The organism is Pseudomonas poae (genome assembly GCA_028869255.1).
In the GTDB taxonomy this organism is placed as follows: Bacteria; Pseudomonadota; Gammaproteobacteria; order Pseudomonadales; family Pseudomonadaceae; genus Aquipseudomonas; species Aquipseudomonas poae_C.
Map to the genome: position 1 here is coordinate 6,176,872 of CP110972.1, position 25,754 is coordinate 6,202,625.

General features: G+C 62.8%; 23 protein-coding genes. 16 read left to right on the forward strand and 7 right to left on the reverse strand.

Going from position 1 to position 25,754, the window contains the following annotated elements; all coding sequences use genetic code 11:
- The first annotated feature begins 98 nt into the window (after positions 1-98).
- Positions 99-1,010 carry an SdiA-regulated domain-containing protein gene (locus LRS56_28020; protein ID WDU62527.1) on the forward strand — a complete coding sequence of 304 codons (912 nt, stop codon included), beginning with the start codon at positions 99-101 and terminating at the stop codon, positions 1,008-1,010.
- 111 nt (positions 1,011-1,121) lie between these two features.
- Here LRS56_28020 and rpiA read toward each other — a convergent pair whose 3' ends face one another.
- A complete protein-coding gene (rpiA, locus tag LRS56_28025) occupies positions 1,122-1,793 on the reverse strand; it encodes a ribose-5-phosphate isomerase RpiA (protein WDU62528.1) in 672 nt (223 codons plus the stop codon).
- A gap of 136 nt (positions 1,794-1,929) precedes the next feature.
- Between rpiA and ilvA the strand changes: the two genes are divergently transcribed.
- Together ilvA and LRS56_28035 are read left to right on the forward strand one after the other, a co-directional pair.
- On the forward strand, positions 1,930-3,444 hold the full coding sequence (ilvA, locus tag LRS56_28030) for a threonine ammonia-lyase, biosynthetic (GenBank protein ID WDU62529.1): 1,515 nt from the start codon (positions 1,930-1,932) through the stop codon (positions 3,442-3,444).
- Positions 3,445-3,484: 40 nt separating this feature from the next.
- The gene (locus LRS56_28035) at positions 3,485-3,898 is read left to right on the forward strand and encodes a DUF2269 family protein (GenBank protein ID WDU62530.1); all 414 of its coding nucleotides are present in this window, start codon (positions 3,485-3,487) and stop codon (positions 3,896-3,898) included.
- 93 nt (positions 3,899-3,991) lie between these two features.
- On the opposite strand, the gene LRS56_28040 is transcribed toward LRS56_28035, so the two are convergent.
- Entirely contained in the window at positions 3,992-4,648 is a 657-nt protein-coding gene (locus tag LRS56_28040) for an HAD-IB family hydrolase (protein WDU62531.1), read from the reverse strand.
- Positions 4,649-4,792: 144 nt separating this feature from the next.
- Between LRS56_28040 and LRS56_28045 the strand changes: the two genes are divergently transcribed.
- Together LRS56_28045 and ptsP are read left to right on the forward strand one after the other, a co-directional pair.
- The gene (locus LRS56_28045) at positions 4,793-5,272 is read left to right on the forward strand and encodes an RNA pyrophosphohydrolase (GenBank protein WDU65826.1); all 480 of its coding nucleotides are present in this window, start codon (positions 4,793-4,795) and stop codon (positions 5,270-5,272) included.
- 22 nt (positions 5,273-5,294) lie between these two features.
- The gene (gene ptsP, locus LRS56_28050) at positions 5,295-7,574 is read left to right on the forward strand and encodes a phosphoenolpyruvate--protein phosphotransferase (protein ID WDU62532.1); all 2,280 of its coding nucleotides are present in this window, start codon (positions 5,295-5,297) and stop codon (positions 7,572-7,574) included.
- A 97-nt stretch (positions 7,575-7,671) separates the two neighbouring features.
- Here the strand turns inward: ptsP and LRS56_28055 are convergent, their stop codons facing one another.
- On the reverse strand, positions 7,672-8,418 hold the full coding sequence (locus tag LRS56_28055; protein WDU62533.1) for an NRDE family protein: 747 nt from the start codon (positions 8,416-8,418) through the stop codon (positions 7,672-7,674).
- Between the two features lie 121 nt (positions 8,419-8,539).
- On the opposite strand from LRS56_28055, the gene LRS56_28060 reads away from it, so the two are divergent.
- The 3 genes from LRS56_28060 (at position 8,540) to LRS56_28070 (ending at position 11,222) form a co-directional block, all read left to right on the forward strand.
- Complete coding sequence (locus LRS56_28060) at positions 8,540-9,322, forward strand: sulfite exporter TauE/SafE family protein (protein WDU62534.1); 783 nt, start codon at positions 8,540-8,542, stop codon at positions 9,320-9,322.
- A 64-nt stretch (positions 9,323-9,386) separates the two neighbouring features.
- On the forward strand, positions 9,387-10,199 hold the full coding sequence (lgt, locus tag LRS56_28065; protein WDU62535.1) for a prolipoprotein diacylglyceryl transferase: 813 nt from the start codon (positions 9,387-9,389) through the stop codon (positions 10,197-10,199).
- Positions 10,200-10,250: 51 nt separating this feature from the next.
- Positions 10,251-11,222, forward strand: coding sequence for a thymidylate synthase (locus LRS56_28070; protein WDU62536.1), 972 nt, complete (start codon positions 10,251-10,253; stop codon positions 11,220-11,222).
- Between the two features lie 86 nt (positions 11,223-11,308).
- Here LRS56_28070 and cadR read toward each other — a convergent pair whose 3' ends face one another.
- Positions 11,309-11,758, reverse strand: coding sequence for a Cd(II)/Pb(II)-responsive transcriptional regulator (gene cadR / locus LRS56_28075; protein ID WDU62537.1), 450 nt, complete (start codon positions 11,756-11,758; stop codon positions 11,309-11,311).
- A gap of 84 nt (positions 11,759-11,842) precedes the next feature.
- Between cadR and LRS56_28080 the strand changes: the two genes are divergently transcribed.
- From LRS56_28080 to LRS56_28110, 7 genes are all read left to right on the forward strand, one after another.
- Entirely contained in the window at positions 11,843-14,089 is a 2,247-nt protein-coding gene (locus LRS56_28080; GenBank protein WDU62538.1) for a heavy metal translocating P-type ATPase, read from the forward strand.
- 16 nt (positions 14,090-14,105) lie between these two features.
- Positions 14,106-14,969: a LysR family transcriptional regulator gene (locus LRS56_28085; protein ID WDU62539.1), complete on the forward strand. Its 864-nt coding sequence runs from the start codon at positions 14,106-14,108 to the stop codon at positions 14,967-14,969.
- A gap of 281 nt (positions 14,970-15,250) precedes the next feature.
- Positions 15,251-16,315, forward strand: coding sequence for a putative 2-aminoethylphosphonate ABC transporter ATP-binding protein (locus LRS56_28090; protein ID WDU62540.1), 1,065 nt, complete (start codon positions 15,251-15,253; stop codon positions 16,313-16,315).
- A gap of 1 nt (position 16,316) precedes the next feature.
- Positions 16,317-18,023, forward strand: coding sequence for a putative 2-aminoethylphosphonate ABC transporter permease subunit (locus LRS56_28095; protein ID WDU62541.1), 1,707 nt, complete (start codon positions 16,317-16,319; stop codon positions 18,021-18,023).
- Positions 18,024-18,043: 20 nt separating this feature from the next.
- Positions 18,044-19,066, forward strand: coding sequence for a putative 2-aminoethylphosphonate ABC transporter substrate-binding protein (locus LRS56_28100; GenBank protein ID WDU62542.1), 1,023 nt, complete (start codon positions 18,044-18,046; stop codon positions 19,064-19,066).
- A 117-nt stretch (positions 19,067-19,183) separates the two neighbouring features.
- A complete protein-coding gene (locus tag LRS56_28105) occupies positions 19,184-20,311 on the forward strand; it encodes a TIGR03364 family FAD-dependent oxidoreductase (GenBank protein ID WDU62543.1) in 1,128 nt (375 codons plus the stop codon).
- Complete coding sequence (locus LRS56_28110) at positions 20,308-20,862, forward strand: HD domain-containing protein (GenBank protein ID WDU62544.1); 555 nt, start codon at positions 20,308-20,310, stop codon at positions 20,860-20,862. Before LRS56_28105 ends, LRS56_28110 begins: the two co-directional genes overlap by 4 nt.
- Here the strand turns inward: LRS56_28110 and LRS56_28115 are convergent.
- Positions 20,859-22,226: a DUF3482 domain-containing protein gene (locus LRS56_28115; protein ID WDU62545.1), complete on the reverse strand. Its 1,368-nt coding sequence runs from the start codon at positions 22,224-22,226 to the stop codon at positions 20,859-20,861. The genes LRS56_28110 and LRS56_28115 overlap by 4 nt on opposite strands.
- Positions 22,219-23,598 carry a DUF2868 domain-containing protein gene (locus LRS56_28120; protein ID WDU62546.1) on the reverse strand — a complete coding sequence of 460 codons (1,380 nt, stop codon included), beginning with the start codon at positions 23,596-23,598 and terminating at the stop codon, positions 22,219-22,221. The genes LRS56_28115 and LRS56_28120 overlap by 8 nt, the downstream gene beginning before the upstream one ends.
- 90 nt (positions 23,599-23,688) lie before the next feature.
- Here LRS56_28120 and LRS56_28125 point away from each other — a divergent pair, with 90 nt between their 5' ends.
- Positions 23,689-24,201 carry a dihydrofolate reductase gene (locus LRS56_28125; protein WDU62547.1) on the forward strand — a complete coding sequence of 171 codons (513 nt, stop codon included), beginning with the start codon at positions 23,689-23,691 and terminating at the stop codon, positions 24,199-24,201.
- Between the two features lie 107 nt (positions 24,202-24,308).
- Here the strand turns inward: LRS56_28125 and LRS56_28130 are convergent, their stop codons facing one another.
- Complete coding sequence (locus tag LRS56_28130; protein WDU62548.1) at positions 24,309-25,700, reverse strand: L-cystine transporter; 1,392 nt, start codon at positions 25,698-25,700, stop codon at positions 24,309-24,311.
- Positions 25,701-25,754: the final 54 nt, after the last annotated feature.

The following is a 25,754-nucleotide window of genomic DNA, read 5'->3' on the forward strand; positions in this document are numbered from 1 at the left end:
TCGCTGTGAGCGGCATTCGCCAGACATCGGGGCGCGTTTAAGTTTAAATTCAGACAGGCGTGATATTCATTCGCCACTTCTGACTTTGAGCCCGCCCGATGCGACGACTAACCCGCCCCAAACCCGTCTTCTTAATACTTGTGCTGATCGCCCTGGTCAGCGCCGGGGCCGTTGCGCAGCACTTTCGCCTGTTCGAGCGCGCCTGGTTCAACTGGCAGGCGTGGCGACAGCCGGCGGATGAGCGCTCCATCGGCCTGGCGGATTACCGGGTGGCCCTGGAGGCCCAGGTGATCGAGGGGCTGGATGACGACGTTTCTGCCCTCACCTACGACCCGGTGCGCAAAAGCCTGTTTACCGTCACCAATAAAAACGCCGAACTGATCGAGCTGTCCCTGGAGGGCAAGATCCTGCGGCGCATCCCCCTGGTGGGGTTTGGTGACGCCGAGGCGGTGGAATTTATCAGCGACAACATTTATGTCATCAGTGATGAGCACCAGCAGCGGCTGATCAAGGTGCATGTGGACGACGAAACGCAATTTCTCGACGCCGCCGATGCGGAGCAGATGACCCTGGGCCTGCACGTGGGCGGCAACAAGGGCTTCGAGGGCCTGGCCTATGACTCAGTGGGCAAGCGCCTGTTTGTGGCCAAGGAGCGCGACCCGATGCTGATCTACGAGGTCCACGGGTTTCCTCATTTCAAGCCGGAAAAAACCTACTCGGTGCATGTAATCAACAACCCCAAGCGTGACGCCGGGCTGTTTGTGCGCGACCTGTCGAGCCTGCAGTACGACGAGCGCAGCGGCCATCTGCTGGCGCTGTCGGATGAGTCGTTTCTGGTGTTGGAGCTGGATATCGACGGTCGCCCGCTGAGCAGTCTGTCGCTGCTCAACGGGCGCCATGGCCTGACGAAGCGGGTGCCGCAGGCCGAAGGGATCGCCATGGATGACCAGGGCACGTTGTACCTGGTCAGCGAGCCGAACCTGTTTTACGTGTTCAAGAAACACCACTGAACCAATGTGGGAGCGGGCTTGCTCGCGAATGCGGTGGATCAGATGGAGGCTCTCTGACTGACACACCGTATTCGCGAGCAAGCCCGCTCCCACATTTAGAATGTGGCGTTCTTAAGCTTTCAGGGTTTTGACGCCTTCGGCAGTGCCCAGCAGCAACACATCCGCCGGGCGCGCCGCGAACAGGCCGTTGGTGACCACGCCGACGATCGCGTTGATCTGCGTTTCCAGCTCGACCGGGTTGGTGATCTGCATGTTGAACACATCAAGGATGATGTTGCCGTTGTCGGTCAACACGCCCTCGCGGTACACCGGGTCGCCGCCCAGTTTCACCAGCTCGCGGGCCACGTGGCTGCGGGCCATCGGGATCACTTCCACCGGCAGCGGGAAGGCGCCGAGCACCGGCACCAGCTTGCTGGCGTCGGCGATGCAGATGAAGGTCTTGGCCACGGCCGCGACGATCTTCTCGCGGGTCAGGGCGGCGCCGCCGCCTTTGATCAGGTTCAAGTGCTCGTCGCTTTCATCGGCGCCGTCGACGTAGAACTCCAGGTCGCTCACGGTGTTGAGCTCGTACACCGGAATGCCATGGCCCTTGAGGCGTGCGGCGGTGGCTTCGGAACTGGCCACGGCGCCGTCGAACGCGCCCTTGTGCTGGGCCAGCGCATCGATAAAGCAGTTGGCGGTGGAGCCGGTGCCGACACCGACGATGCTCTTGTCGTCGAGTTTGGGAAGGATTAAATCGACGGCGGCCTGGGCCACTGCCTGTTTGAGTTGATCCTGGGTCATGCGGGCTCCGGAACGGGCGGGGAGTTATTGAGGCGCGCGAGTATACCCCAACAAACCTTGGGATTCGTGTGGTCTCCCGGCCAAACGCTGGGTTAGACTCCTTGGTCCTGCCCAACCCGCCCAGTGATGCCTGCCGATGCTTGAACAGTACGTCAAAAAGATCCTCACCTCGCGCGTTTACGACGTTGCCGTAGAAACCCCGCTGCAGACCGCCCGCCAGCTCTCCGAGCGCCTGGGCAACACGGTCTGGCTCAAGCGCGAAGACTTGCAGCCGGTGTTCTCGTTCAAGATTCGCGGCGCGTATAACAAGCTGACGCAGTTGACGGCGCAGGAGCGTGCACGCGGTGTGGTCACCGCTTCGGCGGGCAACCACGCCCAGGGCCTGGCCCTGGCGGCCAAGGTGCTGGGGGTCAAGGCCACGATCGTGATGCCCAAGACCACACCGGAGATCAAGGTCGAAGGCGTGCGCTCGCGTGGCGGCAAAGTGGTACTGCACGGCGACTCCTTCCCGGAAGCCCTGGCCTACTCGCTGAAACTGGTCGACGAAAAAGGCTATGTCTACATTCACCCCTACGATGATCCGCACACCATTGCCGGGCAGGGCACCGTGGCGATGGAAATCCTGCGCCAGCATCCAGGGCCGCTGGACGCGATTTTCGTACCGGTGGGCGGCGGCGGGCTGATCGCCGGCATCGCGGCCTACGTGAAATACCTGCGCCCGGAAATCAAGATCATCGGCGTCGAGCCGGACGACTCCAACTGCCTGCAAGCCGCCATGGCTGCGGGGGAGCGCGTGGTGCTGCCGACCGTGGGGATTTTTGCCGACGGGGTGGCAGTGGCGCAGATCGGCCAGCACACTTTCGATATCTGCAAAGACTATGTGGATGAAGTGATCACCGTGAGCACCGATGAAATCTGTGCAGCGATCAAGGACATCTACGACGACACCCGCTCCATCACCGAGCCGGCCGGCGCGCTGGGCGTGGCGGGGATCAAGAAATACGTGGAGACCCGTGGCGTTACCGGGCAGACCCTGGTGGCCATCGACTCCGGCGCCAACGTCAACTTCGACCGCCTGCGCCATGTGGCCGAGCGCGCCGAGCTGGGTGAAGGCCGCGAAGCCATCATCGCCGTGACCATCCCCGAGAAACCGGGCAGCTTCAAGGCGTTCTGCGAGGCGGTGGGCAAGCGCCAGATTACCGAATTCAACTACCGCTACCACTCCGGCAGCGAGGCGCACATCTTTGTCGGCGTGCAGACCCACCCGGAAAACGACCCGCGCAGCGCGCTGATCGCCAGCCTTACCCGCCAGGGTTTCCCGGTGCTGGACTTGACCGAGAACGAACTGGCCAAGTTGCACATTCGCCATATGGTCGGCGGGCATGCGGCCAAGGTCAGCGATGAGCTGGTGTTTCGTTTCGAATTCCCTGAGCGTCCAGGCGCGCTGTTCAACTTCCTCAACAAGTTGGGCGGGCGCTGGAATATCTCGATGTTCCACTACCGCAACCACGGCGCTGCCGATGGCCGAGTGGTCGCGGGCCTGCAAGTGCCGGCGGATGAGCGCCACCTGGTACCGGCAGCCTTGGCCGAGATTGGCTACCCGTACTGGGATGAAAGCGAAAATCCGGCTTACCAGCTGTTCCTCGGTTGAACGACTACGCTGATTGGGCGGCCACTAAGGAATTGAAACCATGGAAACGCTGACCACCCTCAAGGTTATCCACATAGCCGCCACCGTGTTGCTGCTGCTCAGCGGCCTTGGCCTGGCGCTATTGGCCTGGCGCAAACGCAGCGCCGGCCCGGCGGTGACCGTGCAACGCCCATGGGTGTTCGTGTGGTTGCTGATGGGGGTTTGCGTGGTGAGCATGCCGTTTACCGGCTGGTGGCTGGCGCACCTGGTCGGCTGGCCGCTGGGGCAGACCTGGATTCTGGGTTCCAGCATTATCTACACCGTGGCGGCGCTGGCCTGGTTCTGGCTGGTGGCGCGGCTTAATCGCCTGCGCAAAGGCGAGGGCGGCAGCCTGAATTTCACCCTGGTGCTGGCGGTGGTCAGCCTGCTGGGGTTTGTGGCGATTGCGGGGTTGATGGGCGCCAAGCCGGTTTAGGGCTTTAGGCTGAGTCGCCTTCATCGCAGGCAAGCCAGCTCCCACAGGGGAATGCATTCCAATGTGGGAGCTGGCTTGCCTGCGATAGCCTCATCAGCTGCGCAGAGTAATTACCGGCCAGCCTCGCTTCTGGGCCTCAGCCCGCAGATTCGGGTCCGGATCCACCGCCACCGGGTGGGTCACTTGCTCCAGCAGCGGCAGGTCGTTCATCGAATCGCTATAGAAGTAGCTGTCTTCGAGGGTGTAGCCGGTCTCCTCCAGCCAACGGTTCAGGCGTGTCACCTTGCCCTCGCGAAAGCACGGCACATCGGTGCTGCGCCCGGTGTAGCGGCCATTTTCCATCTCGCATTCGGTGGCGATCAGGGTTTCCACGCCCAGGCGTGCGGCAATCGGCGCGGTGACGAAACGGTTGGTGGCGGTGATGATCACCAGCTTGTCACCGGCGGCGCGGTGTTTGGCCAGCAGTTCTGCGGCCAGCGGCAGCATGATCGGCTCGATGCAGTCGCGCATATAGTCGTTGTGCCATTCGTCCAGTTGGGCCATCTCGGTGCGACCAAGGATTTCCAGGCAGAAGTTCAGGTAGGCGGCGTTGTCCAGCTTGCCGGCCAGGTAGTCCTGGTAGAACTCATCGTTGCGGGCCTTGTAGGCCACCGGGTCGAGAATCCCGCGTTCGCAGAGGTAATCGCCCCAGGCGTGGTCGCTGTCCCCGCCGAGAAGGGTGTTGTCCAAGTCGAATAAAGCCAGGCGCATTGCAGTTACTCGCTGAAAAGTCTGTAAAAAAGGCGTCCAGAATACGGTCTTTTCACAAGAGTGCACATAAGGTAAGAAGCCTCGTTGCCGCTGGAACAACCTTTGTGGAACAATGCGGCGACATGCGTTTGCGAGGTTGTTGCCGTGATCGACCCCGATGGTTTCCGTCCAAATGTCGGGATTATTCTTACGAATGATGCCGGACAGGTGCTATGGGCTCGCCGAATCAACCAAGATGCCTGGCAGTTTCCTCAAGGCGGAATCAACCCCGATGAAACCCCTGAAGACGCCTTGTACCGTGAGTTGAATGAAGAAGTCGGCCTTGAGCGCGAAGATGTGCAAATTCTGGCCTGTACCCGCGGCTGGTTGCGCTATCGTTTGCCGCAACGCCTGGTGCGTACCCACAGCCAACCGCTGTGCATCGGCCAGAAGCAGAAATGGTTTCTCCTGCGCCTGATCTCCAACGAGCAGCGGGTGCGGATGGATTTGACCGGTAAACCGGAGTTCGATGGCTGGCGTTGGGTCAGCTATTGGTACCCGTTGGGCCAGGTGGTGACATTCAAGCGCGAGGTTTATCGTCGCGCTCTCAAAGAGCTTGCCCCGCGCCTTTTAGCGCGCGACTGACGACGGAGTTCGACCCCGAGCCATGCTCAATACGCTGCGCAAGATCGTCCAGGAAGTTAACTCCGCCAAGGATCTCAAGGCGGCGTTGGGGATTATTGTGTTGCGCGTCAAGGAAGCCATGGGCAGCCAGGTCTGCTCGGTTTACCTGCTGGACCCCGAGACCAACCGTTTTGTGCTGATGGCCACCGAGGGCTTGAACAAGCGCTCCATCGGCAAGGTCAGCATGGCGCCCAATGAAGGTCTGGTGGGCCTGGTGGGGACGCGTGAAGAACCCCTGAACCTTGAAAACGCGGCCGATCACCCGCGTTATCGCTACTTTGCCGAAACCGGCGAAGAGCGTTACGCCTCGTTCCTCGGCGCACCGATCATTCACCACCGCCGCGTCGTCGGCGTGTTGGTCATCCAGCAAAAAGAGCGCCGCCAGTTCGACGAGGGTGAAGAAGCCTTCCTCGTGACCATGAGCGCGCAGCTTGCCGGGGTTATTGCCCACGCCGAAGCCACCGGCTCGATTCGCGGCCTGGGCCGCCAGGGCAAGGGCATCCAGGAAGCCAAGTTCGTCGGCGTGCCGGGCTCGCCGGGTGCTGCCGTCGGTACGGCCGTGGTCATGCTGCCGCCGGCCGACCTCGATGTGGTACCGGACAAGACCGTCGATGACATCGACGCGGAAATCAAACTGTTCAAGACCGCTCTGGAAGGCGTGCGGGCCGACATGCGCAACCTGTCGACCAAGCTGGCCACGCAACTGCGCCCTGAAGAGCGTGCACTGTTCGATGTGTACCAGATGATGCTCGACGACGCGTCGCTGGGTAACGAAGTCAAAACCGTGATCAAGACCGGCCAGTGGGCCCAGGGCGCGCTGCGCCAGGTGGTTACCGATCACGTCAACCGTTTCGAATTGATGGACGACGCCTACCTGCGTGAGCGTGCCTCGGATGTGCGTGACCTCGGTCGCCGTCTGCTGGCCTACCTGCAGGAAGACCGCACCACCAACCTGGTCTACCCCGACAACACCATCCTGATCAGTGAAGAGCTGACCGCCACCATGCTCGGCGAGGTGCCGGAAGGCAAACTGGTGGGCCTGGTCTCGGTATTGGGTTCGGGCAACTCCCACGTCGCGATCCTGGCCCGGGCCATGGGCATTCCGACGGTAATGGGCTTGGTGGACCTGCCGTATTCCAAGGTCGACGGCATCGACATGATCGTCGATGGCCATCGCGGCGAAGTCTTTACCAACCCCAGCGAATTGCTGCGCAAGCAATACGCCGAGGTGGTGGAAGAAGAGAAACAACTGGCGCTGGGCCTCGATTCGTTGCGCGAGCTGCCCTGCGTGACCCTCGACGGCCACCGCGTGCCACTGCTGGTGAACACCGGCCTGCTCGCCGATGTGGCCCGTGCGCAACAGCGCGGCGCCGAAGGGGTGGGGCTGTACCGCACCGAAGTGCCGTTTATGATCAACCAGCGTTTCCCGAGTGAGAAGGAGCAACTGGCGATTTATCGCGAGCAACTGTCCGCCTTCCACCCGCTGCCGGTGACCATGCGCAGCCTGGACATCGGCGGCGACAAGTCGCTGTCGTATTTCCCGATCAAGGAAGACAACCCCTTCCTTGGCTGGCGCGGCATTCGCGTGACCCTCGACCACCCGGAAATTTTCCTGGTGCAGACCCGCGCCATGCTCAAGGCCAGCGAGGGCCTGAACAACCTGCGCATTCTGCTGCCGATGATCTCCGGCACCCATGAGCTGGAAGAGGCGCTGCACCTGATCCACCGCGCCTGGGGCGAAGTGCGTGACGAAGGCGCCGACGTGCCGATGCCGCCGATTGGCGTGATGATCGAAATCCCGGCGGCGGTGTACCAGGCCAAGGAGCTGGCGCGGCAGGTGGACTTCCTGTCGGTGGGCTCCAACGACCTGACCCAATACCTGCTGGCCGTGGACCGCAACAACCCGCGGGTGGCCGACCTCTACGACTACCTGCACCCGGCGGTGCTGCAAGCCCTGCAACACGTGGTGCGCGACGCCCATGCCGAAGGCAAGCCGGTGAGCATCTGCGGTGAAATGGCCGGTGACCCGGCGGCAGCGGTGCTGTTGATGGCGATGGGCTTTGACAGCCTGTCGATGAACGCCACCAACTTGCCGAAGGTAAAGTGGATGCTGCGCCAGGTTGAATTGAGCATGGCCAAGGACCTGTTGGCCGAGCTGATGACCATCGACAACCCGCAAGTTATCCACAGCTCGCTGCAATTGGCCCTGAAAAACCTGGGGCTGACGCGGATGATCAACCCGGCCTCGGCAAAAACCCTCTAATCGAGGTGTATCCATCGCAGGCAAGCCAGCTCCCACATTTGAAATGCATTCCAATGTGGGAGCTGGCTTGCCTGCGATGGCGCCGGTTCAAACACCGCTAAATCCTGAGCTCTACCTCGCCCAACCGCCCACCGTGCGGCCCGAAACTGCGCTCCAGCATTTGCCGCGTCCCATCGGCATTCACAATCAGCGCCGTACTCGCCCGCGTCCCATAACTGGGGCTGGCAATAAACACGCTGGATAAAAGGCTTTCCGTCGCCAATCCCACGCCGGTATCCGGCAGGTCCGCAAACGGCGCCGTTTGCGGGTCGCTCAAGATTTCCAGCAAGGCTTGCGGCTGCGGATCTTCCAGCAATTTGCTCAACGCCGCCTTGGCCTTGAGCAGCTTGGGCCACGGCGTATCCAGCCCGGCGTTGGATAGGCCATACACCCCGGCCTTCAACTGCGTGGGTTCGGTGTGATTGGCGTTGTAATGCCACAGTTCATCCCGCGTGCCGACCAGCAGGTTAAACCCGGCATATTCAATCGAACGGCCATTAACGTCGGCTAAATACTGATCAATCGGCAGTGAACCGTTGAGAAACCGCGCCACCAGTTCCCCGCGGGACTTGCGTGCCGGCGGCTGGTGCGGGTCGCGAATATTGGTCAGGGCGGCAAAGCGCCCATCGGCATTCACCCCCAGCCAGGTGCCACCGGCTTCCTGGTCGCGACCGGCGTAGACCTGTGGCGCATCCGGCCACTGGGCCAGCGGCAGGCTGGGGCGGGCGTAGAACTCATCGCGGTTGGCCGCGACGATCAGCGGTTGGGCATGGCCCGGCCTCCAGGCGAAAACAATCAGGCACATCAGGCGATTCCCTTTTGTGTTTCTTGCCACTCTACCCACTCAGGCAGGGGCGTTCCATCGTATCCAGTTGGGTCGCATGCCTTCCATCCGTTAACATGCCGGACTTGATTTGGGGGCTCCCATGGAATTTCTGCTGTATTTGCTGCTCGGCGCCTGTGCGGGCGTGCTCGCCGGGCTGTTTGGCGTGGGTGGCGGGATCATCATTGTGCCGGTGCTGGTGTTCAGCTTTACCTTGCAGGGCTTTGACCCGCAGGTGCTGACCCACCTGGCCGTGGGCACCTCTTTGGCGACCATTATTTTTACCTCGATCAATGCCGTGCGTGAGCACCACCGGCGTGGCGCGGTGCGTTGGCCGATTTTTATGTGGATGACCCTGGGCATCCTGATCGGCGCCGGTTTTGGGGCGCTGACCGCCGAGGCAATCTCCGGCCCGCATTTGCAGAGGATCATTGGCGTGTTTGCCCTGCTGGTGGCCGTGCAGTTGGCCCTGGAGGTCAAACCCAAGGCCAGTCGCACGGTGCCGGGCAAGGTCGGGCTGACCCTGGCCGGTACGGTGATCGGCTGGGCTTCGGCGATTTTCGGGATTGGCGGCGGCTCGCTGACCGTGCCGTTTTTGACCTGGCGCAGCGTGCCGATGCAGCAGGCGGTGGCCACCTCATCGGCCTGTGGCCTGCCGATCGCCGTGGCCAGTGCATTAAGTTTCATGATTCTGGGCTGGCATGACCCGTTGTTGCCCGCTCATAGTCTAGGGTTCGTGTATTTGCCGGCACTGTTGGGCATTGCCCTGACCAGCATGGTGTTTGCCCGCTTCGGTGCACGCCTGGCGCATCGATTGTCGCCGCGTTTGCTCAAGCGGCTGTTCGCCGGGCTGCTGTTCTGTGTCGGTTTAAACTTTTTGTTGTAATGCAGGCTTAATCGCGCCCGGGCATGGTCCGGTCGCTATAACGAATGATTAACGAGGAGTCGCAATGCTGCCTTACCCGCAGATCGACCCGGTGGCCCTGGCCATCGGTCCGCTGAAAATCCACTGGTACGGGTTGATGTACCTGATCGGCATCGGCGGTGCCTGGCTGCTGGCTTCCCGGCGCCTGAACCGTTTCGACCCGACCTGGACCAAGGAGAAACTCTCCGACATGGTGTTCTGGCTGTCGATGGGGGTGATTGTCGGCGGGCGCCTGGGGTATGTGCTGTTTTACGACCTGTCCGCGTACATCGCCAACCCCACGCTGATCTTCGAAGTGTGGAAGGGCGGCATGGCCTTCCACGGTGGCTTTATCGGCGTAATGATCGCCGCCTGGTGGTTTGGCCGGCGCAACGGCAAGTCATTCTTCCAGCTGATGGACTTCGTCGCGCCGATGGTGCCGATCGGCCTGGGCGCCGGGCGTATCGGTAACTTCATCAACGCCGAATTGTGGGGCAAGCCGACCGACGTGCCGTGGGCCATGGTGTTCCCGCCGTTCAGCGACCCGGCACAACTGCCGCGCCATCCGTCGCAGCTGTATCAGTTCGCACTGGAAGGTGTGGCACTGTTCCTGATTCTGTACATCTTCTCGCGCAAGCCACGCCCCACCATGGCTGTGTCGGGGATGTTCGCGCTGTTCTACGGGATCTTCCGCTTCATCGTCGAGTTCGTGCGTGTGCCGGATGCACAGTTGGGCTACCTGGCGTTTGGCTGGGTGACCATGGGCCAGATCCTTAGCTTGCCGATGATTCTTGGCGGCCTGGGCTTGCTGTGGTGGGCTTACAATCGCCCGCAAGGCATCAAGAACACCGCGCTTTAAATTCGAACGCCGAGGTGCGCATGCCTCGGCTTCAACGATACGGGTACTCACATGAAGCAATATCTCGACCTGGTTTCCCACGTCATCAAGAACGGCACCAAGCAGGCCAACCGTACTGGCGTGAACACCATCAGCTTTCCCGGTGCGATGTTGCGCTTTGACCTGCTGGAAGGTTTCCCGGCGATCACCACCCGCAAAATGGCCTTCAAATCGGCGATTGGCGAGATGGTCGGCTTCCTGCGTGGAGTGAACAACGCTGCCGAATTCCGTGCCCTGGGCTGTAAAGTCTGGGACCAGAACGCCAACGAAAACGCACAGTGGCTGGCCAACCCGTTCCGCCAGGGCGAGGACGACCTGGGTGAGATCTACGGTGTGCAATGGCGCAAATGGCCAGCGTACAAACAGATTCCCCTGAGCAACCCGGCAGCCATCGAGCAGACATTGGCCCAAGGCTACCGCCAGATCGCCGAAGGCGAAGAAGATGGTCAGGCTTATGTGGTGCTGTACAAGGCCATCGACCAGATTCGTCAGTGCGTTGACACCATCATCAAGGACCCGGGCAGCCGCCGTATCCTGTTCCACGGCTGGAACTGTGCACAGCTTGACGAAATGGCCCTGCCGCCGTGCCACTTGCTGTACCAGTTCCACCCGAATGTCGAGACCCGGGAAATTTCCCTGACCCTCTATATCCGTTCCAATGACCTGGGCCTGGGCACACCGTTCAACCTGACCGAAGGTGCCGCGCTGCTAAGCCTGATCGGTCGCCTGACCGGCTATACGCCGCGCTGGTTCACCTATTTCATCGGCGATGCCCATGTCTATGAAAACCACCTGGACATGCTCAACGAACAGATGAAGCGCGAACCCTTTGCGGCGCCGAAGCTGGTGATCAATGAGCGTGTGCCGGAGTTTGCCAAAACCGGCGTGTATGAGCCGCAGTGGCTGGAGTTGATCGAGCCGAGCGATTTTTCGCTCGAAGGCTATGAGCACCATGCACCGTTGACGGCACCAATGGCGGTTTGACCGTTAAGCCAGCTCCCACATCTGGAATGCATTCCCCTGTGGGAGCCGGGCTTGCCCGCGATGGCGTTCGCCCAGGCGCTACATGCCTAATGCCCGTGGCTCCTGCCCACATGCGAAGGCTCAGCCTCACTGGCCGCCACGCTGCCGCTGACTTCCAGCCGCTGCAAAATCCCGCACTGATCCAGATCCGGCCCGCCGCCGCAGCGTTGGCGCAGGTCCAGTAACTGTTCCTGCAAGGCCAATAGCCCGTCGATCCGCGCTTTTACGTGGTGGATATGTTCGTCGATCAGCGCATTCACGCTTTCGCACTGGTCCTGAGGGCTGTCGCGCAGCCCCAGCAGGCTGCGGATTTCCTCCAGGGTCATGTCCAGGCTGCGGCAGTTGCGGATAAAGATCAGCCGCTCGGTGTGCGCCTGGGTGTACACCCGGTAGTTGGCATCGGTGCGCGCCGGGGGCGGCAGCAGGCCCTCTTTCTCGTAATAACGGATGGTTTCCACCTGACAGTCGGTCAGTTTGGCCAGTTCGCCGATCTTCATCGCAGCAATCTCCAAATGGGTGCTTGACCCTATAGTGGCTACAGGGTCTTTACTTGGCAACAGGCACCTTACGGACGCGACCTGATGAGCGACTCTATTCACACCCCGCACAAGCACGACCACGATCATGGCCCCCGCAAACTCACGCCCGTGCATAACCACGGCCACGGCGGTTCCTGCTGTTCCGGCACGCCCGCGCCTGCGTTGGTGCAACTGAGAGAAGCGCCCACCGCCGGCTCGCGTCTGAGCACCTTCCGCATCGAAGCCATGGACTGCCCCACCGAGCAGACGCTGATCCAGAACAAACTGGGCAAGCTGGCCGGCGTGCAGCAGCTGGAATTCAACCTGATCAACCGTATCTTGGGCGTCACCCATGACTTGCCGAGCACGGCGCCGATCATCGACGCGATCAAATCCATCGGCATGCAGGCCGACCCCATCGAAGAAGGCGCCCCCGCCCCCGCGCCGCCTGCCAAGAAGCACTGGTGGCCGCTGGCGGTGTCCGGCGTGGGCGCGTTGGGCGCCGAGGTGCTGCACTTCACCAGTGCCGCGCCGACCTGGGTGATTGCCGTGGTCGCGCTGATTTCGATCTTCAGCGGCGGCCTCACCACCTATAAAAAGGGCTGGATCGCCCTGAAAAACCTCAACCTGAACATCAACGCGCTGATGAGCATCGCGGTCACCGGCGCCGTGTTGATTGGCCAATGGCCGGAAGCGGCGATGGTGATGTTCCTGTTCACCGTGGCCGAGTTGATCGAAGCCAAGTCCCTGGACCGTGCGCGCAATGCGATCAGCGGCTTGATGCAGATGACCCCGGAACAGGCCACGGTGCGGCAAGCTGATGGCAGTTGGCTTGAGCAGGAAGTTAAAAGCGTCGAACTTGGGGCGATCGTGCGGGTAAAACCCGGCGAGCGTATCGGCCTGGACGGTGAAGTGACCGGCGGCCAATCCACCATCGACCAGGCGCCGATCACCGGTGAAAGCCTGCCGATTGAAAAGACAGTGGGCGATAAAGTCTTCGCCGGCACCATCAACCAGGCCGGTTCCCTGGAGTACAAGGTCACTGCCGCCGCGAACAATTCCACCCTGGCGCGGATCATTCACGCCGTGGAACAGGCCCAGGGCGCACGGGCGCCGACCCAGCGGTTTGTCGACAGTTTCTCGAAAATCTACACCCCGGCCGTGTTCCTGTTCGCTTTGGGCGTGGCGCTGATTCCACCGCTGTTCATGGCTGGCGCCTGGTTCGACTGGATCTACCGCGCCCTGGTGCTGCTGGTGGTTGCGTGCCCCTGCGCGCTGGTGATTTCCACCCCGGTGACCATCGTCAGCGGCCTGGCGGCGGCGGCGCGCAAAGGCATCCTGATCAAGGGCGGCGTGTACCTGGAGGGCGGTTACAAGCTCGACTACCTGGCCCTCGACAAGACCGGCACCATCACCCACGGCAAACCGGTGCAAACCGATTACCTGGCGCTGTTTCCCAATGTTGAGGACAGCGCGCCGGCCTTGGCCGCCAGCCTGGCAGGTCGCTCCGACCACCCGGTGTCACTGGCGATTGCCAATGCGGCTGTGGATAAAAACCTGGCGGCCCACGCTGTGGATAACTTCGAGGCGCTGGCCGGCCGTGGGGTGCGCGGCGATATCAATGGCCAAACCTACCACCTGGGCAACCACCGCCTGGTGGAAGACCTGGGCCTGTGCTCGCCGGAGCTGGAAGAAAAACTCTTCGCCCTGGAAAAACAAGGCAAGTCCGTGGTGCTGCTGCTCGACCAATCCGGCCCGCTGGCGCTGTTCGCCGTGGCCGACACGGTCAAGGACAGCAGCCGCGAAGCCATCGCGCAACTGCACGAGCTGGGCATCAAGACCCTGATGCTCACCGGCGACAACACCCACACCGCCCAGGCGATTGCCGCCCAGGTCGGCATCGACCAGGCCCAGGGCGACCTGTTGCCCACCGATAAACTGCACGCCATCGAAACCCTCTACGGCCAGGGCCACCGCGTGGGCATGGTCGGCGACGGCATTAACGACGCCCCGGCCCTGGCTCGTGCCGAAATCGGTTTTGCGATGGCCGCGGCGGGTACCGACACGGCCATCGAGACCGCTGACGTGGCGCTGATGGACGATGATTTGCGCAAGATCCCGGCTTTCATTCGGCTCTCCAGGCAAACGTCGAGTATCCTCAAGCAGAACATCGCCCTGGCGTTGGTGATCAAGGCGATCTTCCTGGTGGTCACCTTCCTGGGCCTGGCCACCATGTGGATGGCGGTGTTCGCCGACATGGGCGTGGCCCTGCTGGTGGTATTCAATGGCCTGCGCCTGTTGCGCAAATAGACGATGAGAGGGTGGTGTGCTGAGTGCCGAGCTGAAGGCGTTTTTTATGGTCGCCCGCCTGGGCAGCATTACCCAGGCGGCGAAGAAACTCGGCCTGAGCCAGCCCACGGTCACCACCCAGATTCGCAACCTGGAAAGCCACTACGGCGTCGAGCTGTTCTACCGTGGCGGGCGCCGCCTCACCGTCAGCGACGAGGGCGCACGCCTGCTGCCGATGGTCAAGACGCTGCTGCAGCAGGAAGCGGATATCGAGTTTTTCCTGCGCAACAGCGGCCAGGTCCAAGGCGCCCTGAGGATTGCCGCCACGGCGCCGTACTACATTCTCGACCTGGTCAAAGCCTTCCGTGAACGCCTGCCCCAGGTGGAAGTGTCGGTGGAAATCGGCAACTCCCAACAGGTGCTCGAAGCGCTGGATGACTACCGTGTGGATGTCGCCGCCTCCTCACAACTGCTGGAAGACCCGCGCCTGATCCGCCGCGTGCTGGGCACCGACCCTCTGGTGCTGGCGGTGCATCGCAATCATCCCTTGGCCAAGCTCGATCACGTGCCGTTGAGCGCGCTGGCCGGGCATACCCTGTTGATGCGTGAGGCGGGCTCTACCACGCGGCGCCTGACCGAAGACATGCTGCAGGGCGCCAGTGTGAATTACGGCCCGCTGCTGGAAATCGGCAGCCGCGAATCCATTCGCGAAGCGGTGTTGCGCAATATCGGCATCAGCATCATCGCCCGTCAGGAAGTACCGCATGACCCGCAGTTGCGGGTGCTGACCATCGAGAATGCGCCGCAGATCCCGGAGTATCTGTACTGCCTCAAGGAAAGAAAAAACGCCCGGCTGCCGGCGGCGTTTCTGGGGTTGGCGCAGGAAATGTCGCCGCTGTAATACTTTTTTGTGGCCAGCGGGCTTGTTGTGGCGAGCGGGCTTGCCCGCGTTGGGCTGCGAAGCAGCCCCATAAGGCCGCCGCATTCCTATAGATAGGCTTGGGTCGCCTGTTTTAGGGCCGCTGCGCGCCCCAACGCGGGCAAGCCCGCTCGCCACATGGTCTCATTCGGCTGTCCTACCCAAATCCACCAATACCACTATCGCTCCCTTTTGCCTTTCTGCCACGAGAGGGACGCATTGGCTGCCTAGCATGGCCTTCATCAGTTTGATGAGGTGCCTCCATGAACACAGCCATGACCCAACCCGGCGCGCCAATGAAGGTGCGCGGTATCCAGAAACGCTTCGGTGCCTTTACCGCGCTGGATAATGTGTCCCTGGACGTCGCCGCCGGCGAGCTGGTGTGCCTGCTGGGGCCGTCCGGCTGCGGCAAGACCACCTTGCTGCGCTGCATCGCCGGCCTCGAGCGTCAGGACAGTGGCGAACTTTACCTGGGCAGCCGCGATGTTTCCCTACTGCCTCCCCAGGCGCGGGACTACGGGATTTTGTTCCAGTCCTACGCGCTGTTTCCCAACCTGACCGTTGAAGCGAACATCGGCTACGGCCTCACCGGCAGCGGTCGCGATGAAGTGCGCCAGCGCGTCGGCCAGATGCTCGAACTGGTGGGCCTTGTCGGCAGCGAAAAGAAATACCCGGGCCAACTCTCCGGCGGCCAACAGCAACGCGTGGCCCTGGCCCGTGCCCTGGCGCCGGCGCCTTCGCTGTTACTGCTGGACGAGCCGATGTCGGCGCTTGACGCCCGTGTGCGCGAACACCTGTGCACCGAGCTGCGCCAATTGCAGCGGCGCCTGGGTATCACCACGCTGATGGTTACGCACAACCAGGACGAGGCCATGCTGATGGCCGACCGCATCGCCGTGATGAACAACGGCAAGGTCGAGCAATACGCCACGCCTCAGGAGATTTACGACCGCCCGGCCACACCGTTTGTGGCCGAATTTGTCGGCCAGGGCAACTGGCTGCCGTTCAGCCGCAACAGTGCCAGCCATGCCCAGGTCGGCGGGATGAATCTGCGCCTGGCCGACGATGCCGGCGTGGCCAGGTCCGGCCGCCTGTTCTGCCGCCCGGAAGCGATCAGCGTCAACCCGCCGGTGCATGAAGAAAACCTGTTCCCGGCCAAAGTGCGCGAGATCACCTTTCTCGGCAACCGCTGCCGCATGAGCTTTGAACTGGAACAACTGCCCGGCCATCCGCTGTTGGCCGAACTCGCCCCGGAGGCGATGCCGCGCCTGGGCGCCCAGAATATCTGGGTCGCCTTGCCGCCGCGTAGCCTGCAGGTGTTTGCCTGAGATGGCCGCTGTGATGACGTTGTCGCGCCAGGTGTCCCGCGCTGAAATGGGCGACCGGATTTTCGTGGTCGGCGGCAAACTGCTGTGGCTATTGCTGCTGGGTATCGCCGTGTTGCTGCCCTTGCTGGCGATCTTCTGGCGCGGCTTCAGCAGTGAAGCCGGGCAGGGCGGTGGCCTGGTCGCGGCGCGGGAGCTGGTCACCAGCGCCAACTTCCATTGGCTGCTGGGCAATAGCCTGAAAGTTTCCCTCAGCGTGGCGGCCATCGTCGTACCGCTGGCCTACCTGTTTGCCTACGCTCTGCAACGCACCTTGATCCCCGGCAAGGCGGTCTGGCGCGGCCTGTCACTGTTGCCCTTGATGGCGCCGTCGATGTTGCCGGGGATTGCGCTGGTCTATCTGTTCGGCAACCAGGGCATGCTGCGCGGGTTGCTCTCGGACAATATCTACGGCTTCTGGGGGATTGTGCTCGGTGAGGTGATCTACACCTTCCCACACGCCTTGATGATTCTGCTGTCGGCGCTGTCCCTGGCGGATGCCCGGCTATTCGATGCCGCGTCGAGCATGGGCGCCAGCCCGGCCCGGGCGTTTCGCAGCATCACCTGGCCGGCCACGCGCCAGGCGGTATTCGCCGCGTTTTGCCTGGTGTTCACCCTGACCATCACCGACTTCGGCGTGCCCGTGGTGGTGGGCGGCGACTATCAGGTGCTGGCGCTGGAAGCCTACAAGGCGGTGGTCGGTCAGCAACAGTTCGGGCGTGGCGCGTTGATCGGCATGGTGCTGCTGCTGCCGGCGCTGTTCAGCTTTGGCGTGGATGCCTGGTTGCGCCGGCGGCATGGCGATTCCATGAGCGGCCGCGCCCAGGTGTTCCAACCGGCATCCTCGCGCGTACGAGACGGCTGCTATCTGGCCTTCGTATTGCTGATCTGCGCGGTGTTGCTGTTGGTGTTCGGTATGGCGGTGTATTCGTCGCTGGTGAAATTCTGGCCGTACAACCTGTCGCTGTCGCTCAACCACTACCAGTTTGAAGACACGGCCGGCGGTGGCTGGCTGGCCTATCGCAACAGCCTGACCATGGCCCTGTGCACAGCGCTGGTCGGCAGCGTGCTGATTTTCACCGGCGCCTACCTGATGGAAAAGACCAAGGGCCAGAAGGGCTTGAACCTGGCGCTGCGCATGCTCAGCTTCGTGCCGATGGCCGTGCCGGGTCTGGTGCTGGGCCTGGGCTACGTGTTCTTTTTCAACCTCAACGGCAACCCGCTGCATGTGTTCTACGCAACCATGACCCTGCTGGTGGTGTGCACCATTGCGCACTATTTGACCACCGCACAGATGACCGCCACCACCGCGCTGCGCCAGCTGGACAGTGAGTTTGAGGCCGCCGCGCTGTCGCTCAAGGCGCCGCTGTACCGCCACTATCTGCGCGTGACCGTGCCGATCTGCCTGCCGGCGCTGTTGGACATCGTGCGCTACCTGTTTGTGTCGGCGATGACCACCGTGTCGGCCGCCATCTTCCTCTACAGCCCCGACACCATCCTCGCCGCCGTCGCCGTGTTGAACATGGACGACGCCGGCAATGTGGGCGGCGCGGCGGCCATGTCGACCCTGATCCTGTTCACCTCAGGCGGCGTCTCGCTGCTGCTGGCGTGGGCTTCACGTGGCGCGTTGCGCCGTTCCCAAGCCTGGCGCCAGACCGCGCCCGGCCAATAACATCCTGAAGGAGGTGTTCCATGTTCAAGCCCCTGGCGCTGGTCGCTGCCGTAATGACTGCATTCAGCCTGAATGCCTTCGCCAAGACCGAACTGACCGTGTACACGGCCCTCGAAGCCGAACAGCTGAAAACCTATAAACAGGCGTTCGAAAAGGCCAATCCCGACGTCGAGATCAAATGGGTGCGCGACTCCACCGGCATCATCACCGCCAAGCTGCTGGCCGAAAAAGCCCGCCCGCAAGCCGACGTGGTGTGGGGCCTGGCCGCCTCGAGCCTGGCGATCCTCGATCAGCAGGGCATGCTGGAGAGCTACGCACCGAAGGACCTGGACAAGATCGGCAAAAACTACCGCGACGCCGCCAACCCACCGGCCTGGGTCGGCATGGACGTATGGGCCGCCACGATCTGCTTCAACACCGTCGAAGCCGAGAAACAGGGCCTGACCAAACCGGTGAGTTGGCAAGACCTGACCAAGCCCGAGTACAAGGGCAAGATTGTGATGCCTAACCCGGCGTCGTCCGGCACCGGCTTCCTGGATGTCAGCGCCTGGTTGCAGACCTTCGGCGAGAAGCAGGGCTGGCAGTACATGGACGACCTGCACCAGAACATCGGCCAGTACGTTCACTCCGGTTCCAAGCCGTGCAAGCTGGCGGCTTCGGGTGAATTCCCGATTGGTATTTCCTTTGAATACCCGGCCGTGCAGCTCAAACGCCAGGGCGCGCCGCTGGACATCATCCTGCCCAAAGAGGGCCTGGGCTGGGACATCGAAGCCACGGCCGTGATCAAGGGCACCGCCCATGCCGACGCGGCTAAAAAGCTCGCCGATTTCTCCGCCAGCGCAGCGGCGATGGATTTGTACAAAGACAACTTCGCCGTGCTCGCCCAGCCGGGTATCGCCAAGCCGCAGACCGAACTGCCGGCTGACTACGAACAACGCCTGATCAAGAACGACTTCGCCTGGGCCTCGAAAAACCGCGACAACATCCTGACCGAGTGGCGTAAGCGGTATGACGGCAAGTCGGAGAAGGTGGCGGGACAGTAGGTTTTTATCAAGGCTGATGGCCTCATCGCGGGCAAGCCCACTCCCACATTCGAATGCATTTCAAGTGTGGGAGCTGGCTTGCCGGCGATAGCGGCTTCAAATTCAGGACAACACTCCATGACACAACTGCTGATCATCGGCGCCGGCATCCTCGGCCTGTCCCACGCCTACGCCGCCGCCAAACGCGGCCTCAAGGTCAAGGTGTTCGAGCGCAGTGTCACGCCGCTCGGCGCCTCGGTGCGCAACTTCGGCCAGGCCCTGGTCACCGGGCAACCACCGGGACCGATGCTTGATCTGGCTAGGGAAAGCCGCGCTATCTGGGGGCAATGGGCAAAAGTGGCCGGTATCCAGCTCAAGCGCAACGGCTCCTACTTGTTTGCCCGCACCGAAGCGGAAGAACATTTGCTGGAAGCTTTTTGCGCAGGTCGCGCTCGGGAGCACGGCTACAACGTCGAGCTGCTGCAAGGCGCGGCGCTGAAGCATTTATACGGCGGCCAATTCCGCCATCACCGCGCCGCGCTGCATGGCAAGGACGATCAGCAGCTGTATTCCCGCGAGGCGATCCCGGCGTTGATCAACTACCTTCGCCGTGAACTGAATGTGGAGTTCCACTTCTCCACCCTGGTGCGCGACGTTGAACCCGGCCAGGTACACACTACGGCGGGCAGCTTCCGTGGCGAACAAATCATCGTTTGCTCCGGCCATGACTACCAAACCTTGCTGGTGCACTCGATTGCCGAGCTCAACCCGAGCATCTGCCGCCTGCAAATGCTGCGCGCCCGGCCTGCGGTCAACCTGAACCTGCAACACGCCTTGCTCACGGGGCTGAGCTGCGTGCATTACGGCGCCTTCGCCGATTTGCCGGAAGCTGCACCGGTGCAGGCGCAAATCCTGCGCGAAGCGCCGCACCTGCATGCGCACGGGATTCACCTGCTGATCAGCCCAACGCCGCATGGCGAGCTGATTATTGGGGATTCTCATGACTACGGCACTGACCCATCGCCCTTCAACGCCGAGCAGGTTGACAACTGGATGATCGAGCTGGCCGAGCAGACCCTGGGCTGCAAGGTCCAGGTGGTCGAGCGTTGGCAGGGTGTTTACGGTTCACGCGGGCCGGGGCCGTTCTCATTCCTGCGGGCAGCGCCGGGCGTAAGTGCGGCCTTGATGCACACCGGCGTGGGCATGAGCGTGGGGCCGGCGCTGGCCGAGCGAAATATCAGCACCTTGTGGGGAGAGGCGGGATGAGCCCGGAACAGGCGATTGCCGAAGTGTTCGGCTTGTACGAACAGCACGGCACGGCGGACTACATCGGCGAGCCGGTGTCGCAGATCGAACACATGTCCCAGGCCGCGCAGTGGGCCATGGCCGAAGGCTACGACGATGAGGTGGTGCTGGCGGCGTTTTTTCACGATATCGGGCATCTCTGCGGTCACGGCGGCGACAACATGGGCGGGTATGGCGTGGTCAGCCACGAGCGGCTGGGTGCGGATTACTTGCGCCGGGCGGGCTTCAGCGAACGCATGGCCAAACTCGTGGAGTATCACGTGCAAGCCAAGCGTTACCTGACCTTCAGCCAACCGGACTACTACGCCCGCTTGAGTGAAGCCAGCCGCCGTACCCTGGCGTATCAGGGCGGTGTGATGACGGCCGAGGAGGCCCGGGCTTTCGAGCAGGACCCGCTCTGCGCGATCAGCCTTCGCATGCGCCACTGGGATGAACAGGCCAAGGACCTGCAGGTGCCGGTACTCGACCTTGAAGTGCTCAAGGCCAAGGCCCGGCGGGTGCTGGCGGCTTAGGTTTCGTCGAGGCGCTGGGCCAGGGCTTCGACCTGTTCCTGGCGCTCGGCCTGGCTCAGTTTGGCGTGGGGGTTGAGCGACGACCACTGTGGGTGAGCGCGGGCCTTGTGCAAGGCGTCGGGCAATTTGCCTTCGCGCCAGGTCTTGTCCTGGGGCGTGTCGACTTTGATGCTGTGCAGCGCCGCATGGCCGCGCAGGTTCAGGGCCTTGAGCAATTGGCGTTGGCGCAGGGCCAGCAGGCGCAGCACGCTGTCGTCGACGGTCAGCTCGCGCTGGCCCTTGATCTTGCCCAGCAGGCGACTGCCGTAGCTGCGTGCGGTTTGCAGTGCGCCACCGGCAATCGCGCCGGCCAGTGCGGCGGCGCCGAGGGTCAGCCCGCCGACCAATAAATCCACACCGGCGCCGGCGGCCGCACCGGCAGCGATCCCGCCGCCGACCCGCACACCGAGTTGCTTGAGGGTTTCGGGGTTGAACAGGTCATCGCCCCAGCGCCCGTCCAGCAGCGGCAAATCACTGGCAGCGGCGTCCTGCGGGCGGAAGCCGAACAGCTTGAGCAATGCCTCTACACACTTTTGTTCACGTTGGCGCACCGCCTTGCGCAGATCGCCGATGGCTTGCTGCTCATCTTCGGTGACCACACTGCGCCGGCACGCGGCGCAGTCAATCAGCAGCTCGGCGATCAAGCGGGCGGCACTTTGCTGGCGGGCCTGGCGTTGAGCGTGCTGGTCGAGAATCAAGCGTTCCAGTTGCGGCCGAGCGTTCTCCAGCAGCAAGGCCAGGCTTTCATACAGGCGGCGTTCACCGTCTTCCGGCGGCGCCACGCTGTCGAAGCGCACCAGCGCATGCAGGCCGAGGCGGGCCAGGGCTTCGCGCCAGTCCGGCTCGCGGTGGTCGCTGCTGCTGACAAAATTGAGCACCGGCAACAACGGTTTGCCGCAACTGGCCAGCACTTGCAGCTCGTCGCGGTACTTGGCCAGCACCGGCTCGCGGGCGTCGATCACATACAGCCCGGCGTCCGAGGCCAGCAGTTGGCGCAGCACTTTGGCTTCTTGTTCGAAACGCTGGCGGGCTTCACTGCCGTCCAAAAAGCGCGCCAGGCGTGCCGGGCCGTCGAGGCGTTCGCCGGGGCGATCCAGGCGCTCCAGGTAGTCGAGCAGGGCGATGGCATCTTCCAGGCCGGGCGTGTCGTACAGCTCCAGCAAGGCTTCGCCGTCGACCGACAAGCGTGCACCTTCCACATGCCGTGTGGTGCTGGGGCGATGGGAGACTTCGCCGAAGCCAACGTCACGGGTCAGGGTGCGCAGCAGCGAGGTTTTGCCGACGTTAGTGTGGCCGACCACGGCGAGTTTCAGCGGTTTAGTCATGACCGGTCTCCAACCAATTCAGCGGCGCGCAGTCGGCGAACGGCAGGTCCAGCTGTTGCAGCGCCGCGTGCCAATCGCCCAGCCGCTCGGCATCCAGCGCCTGGCCGGGCGGGGCTTGCAGCAGCCACACGCGGGTGGCCGTGGCGCTGCGCGCCAGCTCGGCGATCAGCGCCAGGCTGCCACGGTCGGGCGAGCGGCGTGGGTCGCAGGCGATGGCCAGCCGGGCGGGTGGGAAGCGCGTGAGTTGCTCCAGCAGTTTGTTGCGTGACTCGCGGCTGTCGAGGATGCCGGCGTTTTTCACCTGGGTCGGCAGCTTGGGCGGCCACGGGTGTTGCTCGTCCAGCTCAATGGCGACCAGCAGAGCGCCGTCGCTGTCCAGCTCGCTGATGCCGCCGCTGACTTGGTGCAGCTGCTGCGGCGCGGCATCGTTGACCCCAAGCCGTTCGCTGCTGGGCATCAGGCGCTCGCGCAGTTGGCTGTAGCCGGGCAGGTTGAGGTCCAGGCGCAAAGCGGCGCGCCCGCGTTTCCAGCGCCACAGGCACAGCAGCGCGAGGATCAAGCGCGGCAGCAGGCCGTAGACCAGCAGCACGCCGACCAGCCAGGCCGCCCAGGCCTGGCGGGCGCTGTCGATATTCAGCGCGGAATCGCCGCTGGCGCGGATCATCTCGACGCTCGGCACGTTGAAGCCAAGCAAGGCGGGCAGGCTGCCGAGGGCTTGGGTCACGGCGACAAAGGTGTCGGCGCCGAGAATGGTGGTTTCCCACACAAAGCCGTAACGGCGGGTGGCGAGCAGTGTCAGCAGAATCACCAAGGCGCTGAGCAAGGCCAGCAACCACAGGCTATTGACCAGCACGCCCACGGCCCAGCGATTGAGTTTCTGGCGCTGCAACAACAGCAGCAACGCGGGGGCCAGTTGCGCGGCCTTGGCGTCACGCGCGAATTTTTCACTGAGCCACAACCACAGGCGGCCGAGGCTGGCGCCGTGCTCGCCGGCAAACAGCAGGCCCAGCGCCCAACTGATCAACAGGATCAGGTTCACGCCGAGCAGGCTGCCCAGGGCCCAGAACACATTCACCGGCGTCAGGCCATTGCCCAGTGCCGCAAAGGCCAGGCCGGCGCCGCTGACGACGGCGACTATCGCCAGCAGCACCAGTGCCAGACGGGCACCTTGCAGCCAGCGGGTGAGGGCGCCGGTCAGGCCATCGCGCTCGGCCAGGTGCAGGGCGCGCTGCTGGATGCGCGTCGGCAGATCGCCACCGGCCGTGCGGGCCAGGCGGTTGGCTTCCAGGTCTTCCAGGGGGCCGGCGTGTTCTTCACGCAAGCGTACGGTTTCCGTCAGCCAGAGTTTTTGCAGGGGGGTTAGTGCAGTCACGCGCCGTCCTGTTGAGCCAGTGAGTTTGGAGCATAACCGCTGCGCAGCCTGTTGGGGAAAGCTGCGCGGGGCTCTGGTATTCTCGTCGCCATGAAAAAAACTCTCCCTTTAAGCCTGATCGCAGCCCTCGGTGAAAACCGTGTGATCGGCGTCGACAACAGCATGCCCTGGCATTTGCCGGGGGATTTCAAATATTTCAAGGCCACCACCTTGGGCAAGCCGATCATCATGGGGCGCAAGACCTGGGATTCCCTGGGCCGACCGCTGCCGGGGCGCTTGAACCTGGTGGTTAGCCGTCAGACCGGTTTGGCGCTTGAAGGTGCGGAAGTTTTTCCGTCCCTCGACGCGGCGGTTGAGCGGGCCGAGGCCTGGGCGCTGGAGCAGGGCGTGGATGAGCTGATGCTGATCGGTGGCGCGCAGCTGTATGCGCAGGGGCTGGAGCAGGCGGATCGCCTGTATTTGACGCGGGTGGCGCTGAGCCCGGATGGGGATGCTTGGTTTCCGCAGTTTGATGTGGGCCAGTGGAAGCTGGTTTCAAATCTGCAGAATCCGGCGCAAGGGGATAAGCCGGCTTACAACTTCGAAGTTTGGGAAAAGGCCTAAGAGCATCGCAGGCAAGCCAGCTCCCACATTTTGAGCGAGTTCCAACATGAGAATGCGGTCAAAAGGTGGGAGCGGGCTTGCTCGCGAAGGCCATCTGACAGGCGCCGCTAAACCTGCGCTAGTTCAGCATGCTCATCGGCATCCAACAGCGCCTTGTCCGTCTGCCCCATGATCTGGCTGGTAATCGCACCCGCCGTCATCGAACCATTCACGTTCAGCGCCGTGCGGCCCATGTCGATCAGCGGCTCCACGGAAATCAGCAGCGCCACCAGTGACACCGGCAAGCCCATGGCGGGCAGCACGATCAGCGCGGCGAAGGTTGCACCACCGCCCACGCCAGCCACACCGGCCGAACTCAAGGTCACAATCGCCACCAGGGTCGCGATCCACAGCGGGTCCAGCGGGTTGATGCCCACGGTCGGCGCGACCATTACCGCCAGCATCGCAGGGTAGAGGCCAGCGCAGCCGTTCTGGCCGATGGTCGCGCCAAACGAGGCGGCAAACCCGGCGATGGATTGCGGAATCCCCAAACGACGGGTCTGCGCTTCAATGCTCAGCGGGATCGCCGCCGCGCTGGAGCGGCTGGTGAAGGCGAATGTCAGCACCGGCCACACCTTGCGGAAGAACCGCAATGGGTTGATCCCGGCCAGCGACAGCAGCAGGCCGTGCACCACAAACATCAGGCCCAGCGCCAGGTATGACACCACCACAAAACTGCCGAGCTTGATGATGTCTTGCAGGTTGGAACCGGCGACCACCTTGGTCATCAGCGCCAGCACGCCGTAGGGGGTCAGCTTCATCACCAGGCGCACCAGGCGCATCACCCAGGCTTGCAGGGTGTCGATGGCGTTCAGGACTTTCTGGCCTTTTTCCACGTCGTCCTTGAGCAGTTGCAGCGCGGCAACCCCCAGGAATGCGGCAAAAATCACCACACTGATGATCGACGTCGGCTTGGCCCGGGCCAGGTCGGCAAACGGGTTGGCCGGCACGAAGGACAGCAGCAATTGCGGGATATTCAGGTCGGCCACCTTGCCCGCGTAATCACTCTGGATCACTTGCAGGCGCGCCATTTCCTGGGTGCCGGCCACCAGGCCTTCGGCGGTGAGGCCGAACAGGTTGGTCAGGCCGATACCGATCAGCGCCGCGATTGCAGTGGTAAACAACAGCGTGCCGATGGTCAGGAAGCTGATCTTGCCCAGGGACGAGGCGTTATGCAGACGCGCAACGGCGCTGAGGATCGAGGCAAATACCAGCGGGATCACGATCATTTGCAGCAGTTGCACATAGCCATTACCGACCAGGTCGAACCAGCCGATGGAGGCTTTGAGCACCGGGTTACCGTCGCCATAAATCGTGTGCAGCGCCGTACCAAACAGCACGCCGAGCACGAGGGCAAACAGCACCTTCTTGGCGAGGCTCCAGTGAGTACGACGGGTTTGTGCCAGGCCCAGCAACAGGGCCACGAACACCAGCAAGTTGAGAATCAGGGGCAGATTCATTGAAGCTCCGTTGAGAAGGCAGCCAATCGCGTGAGCCTGCGATTGCGAACCGCG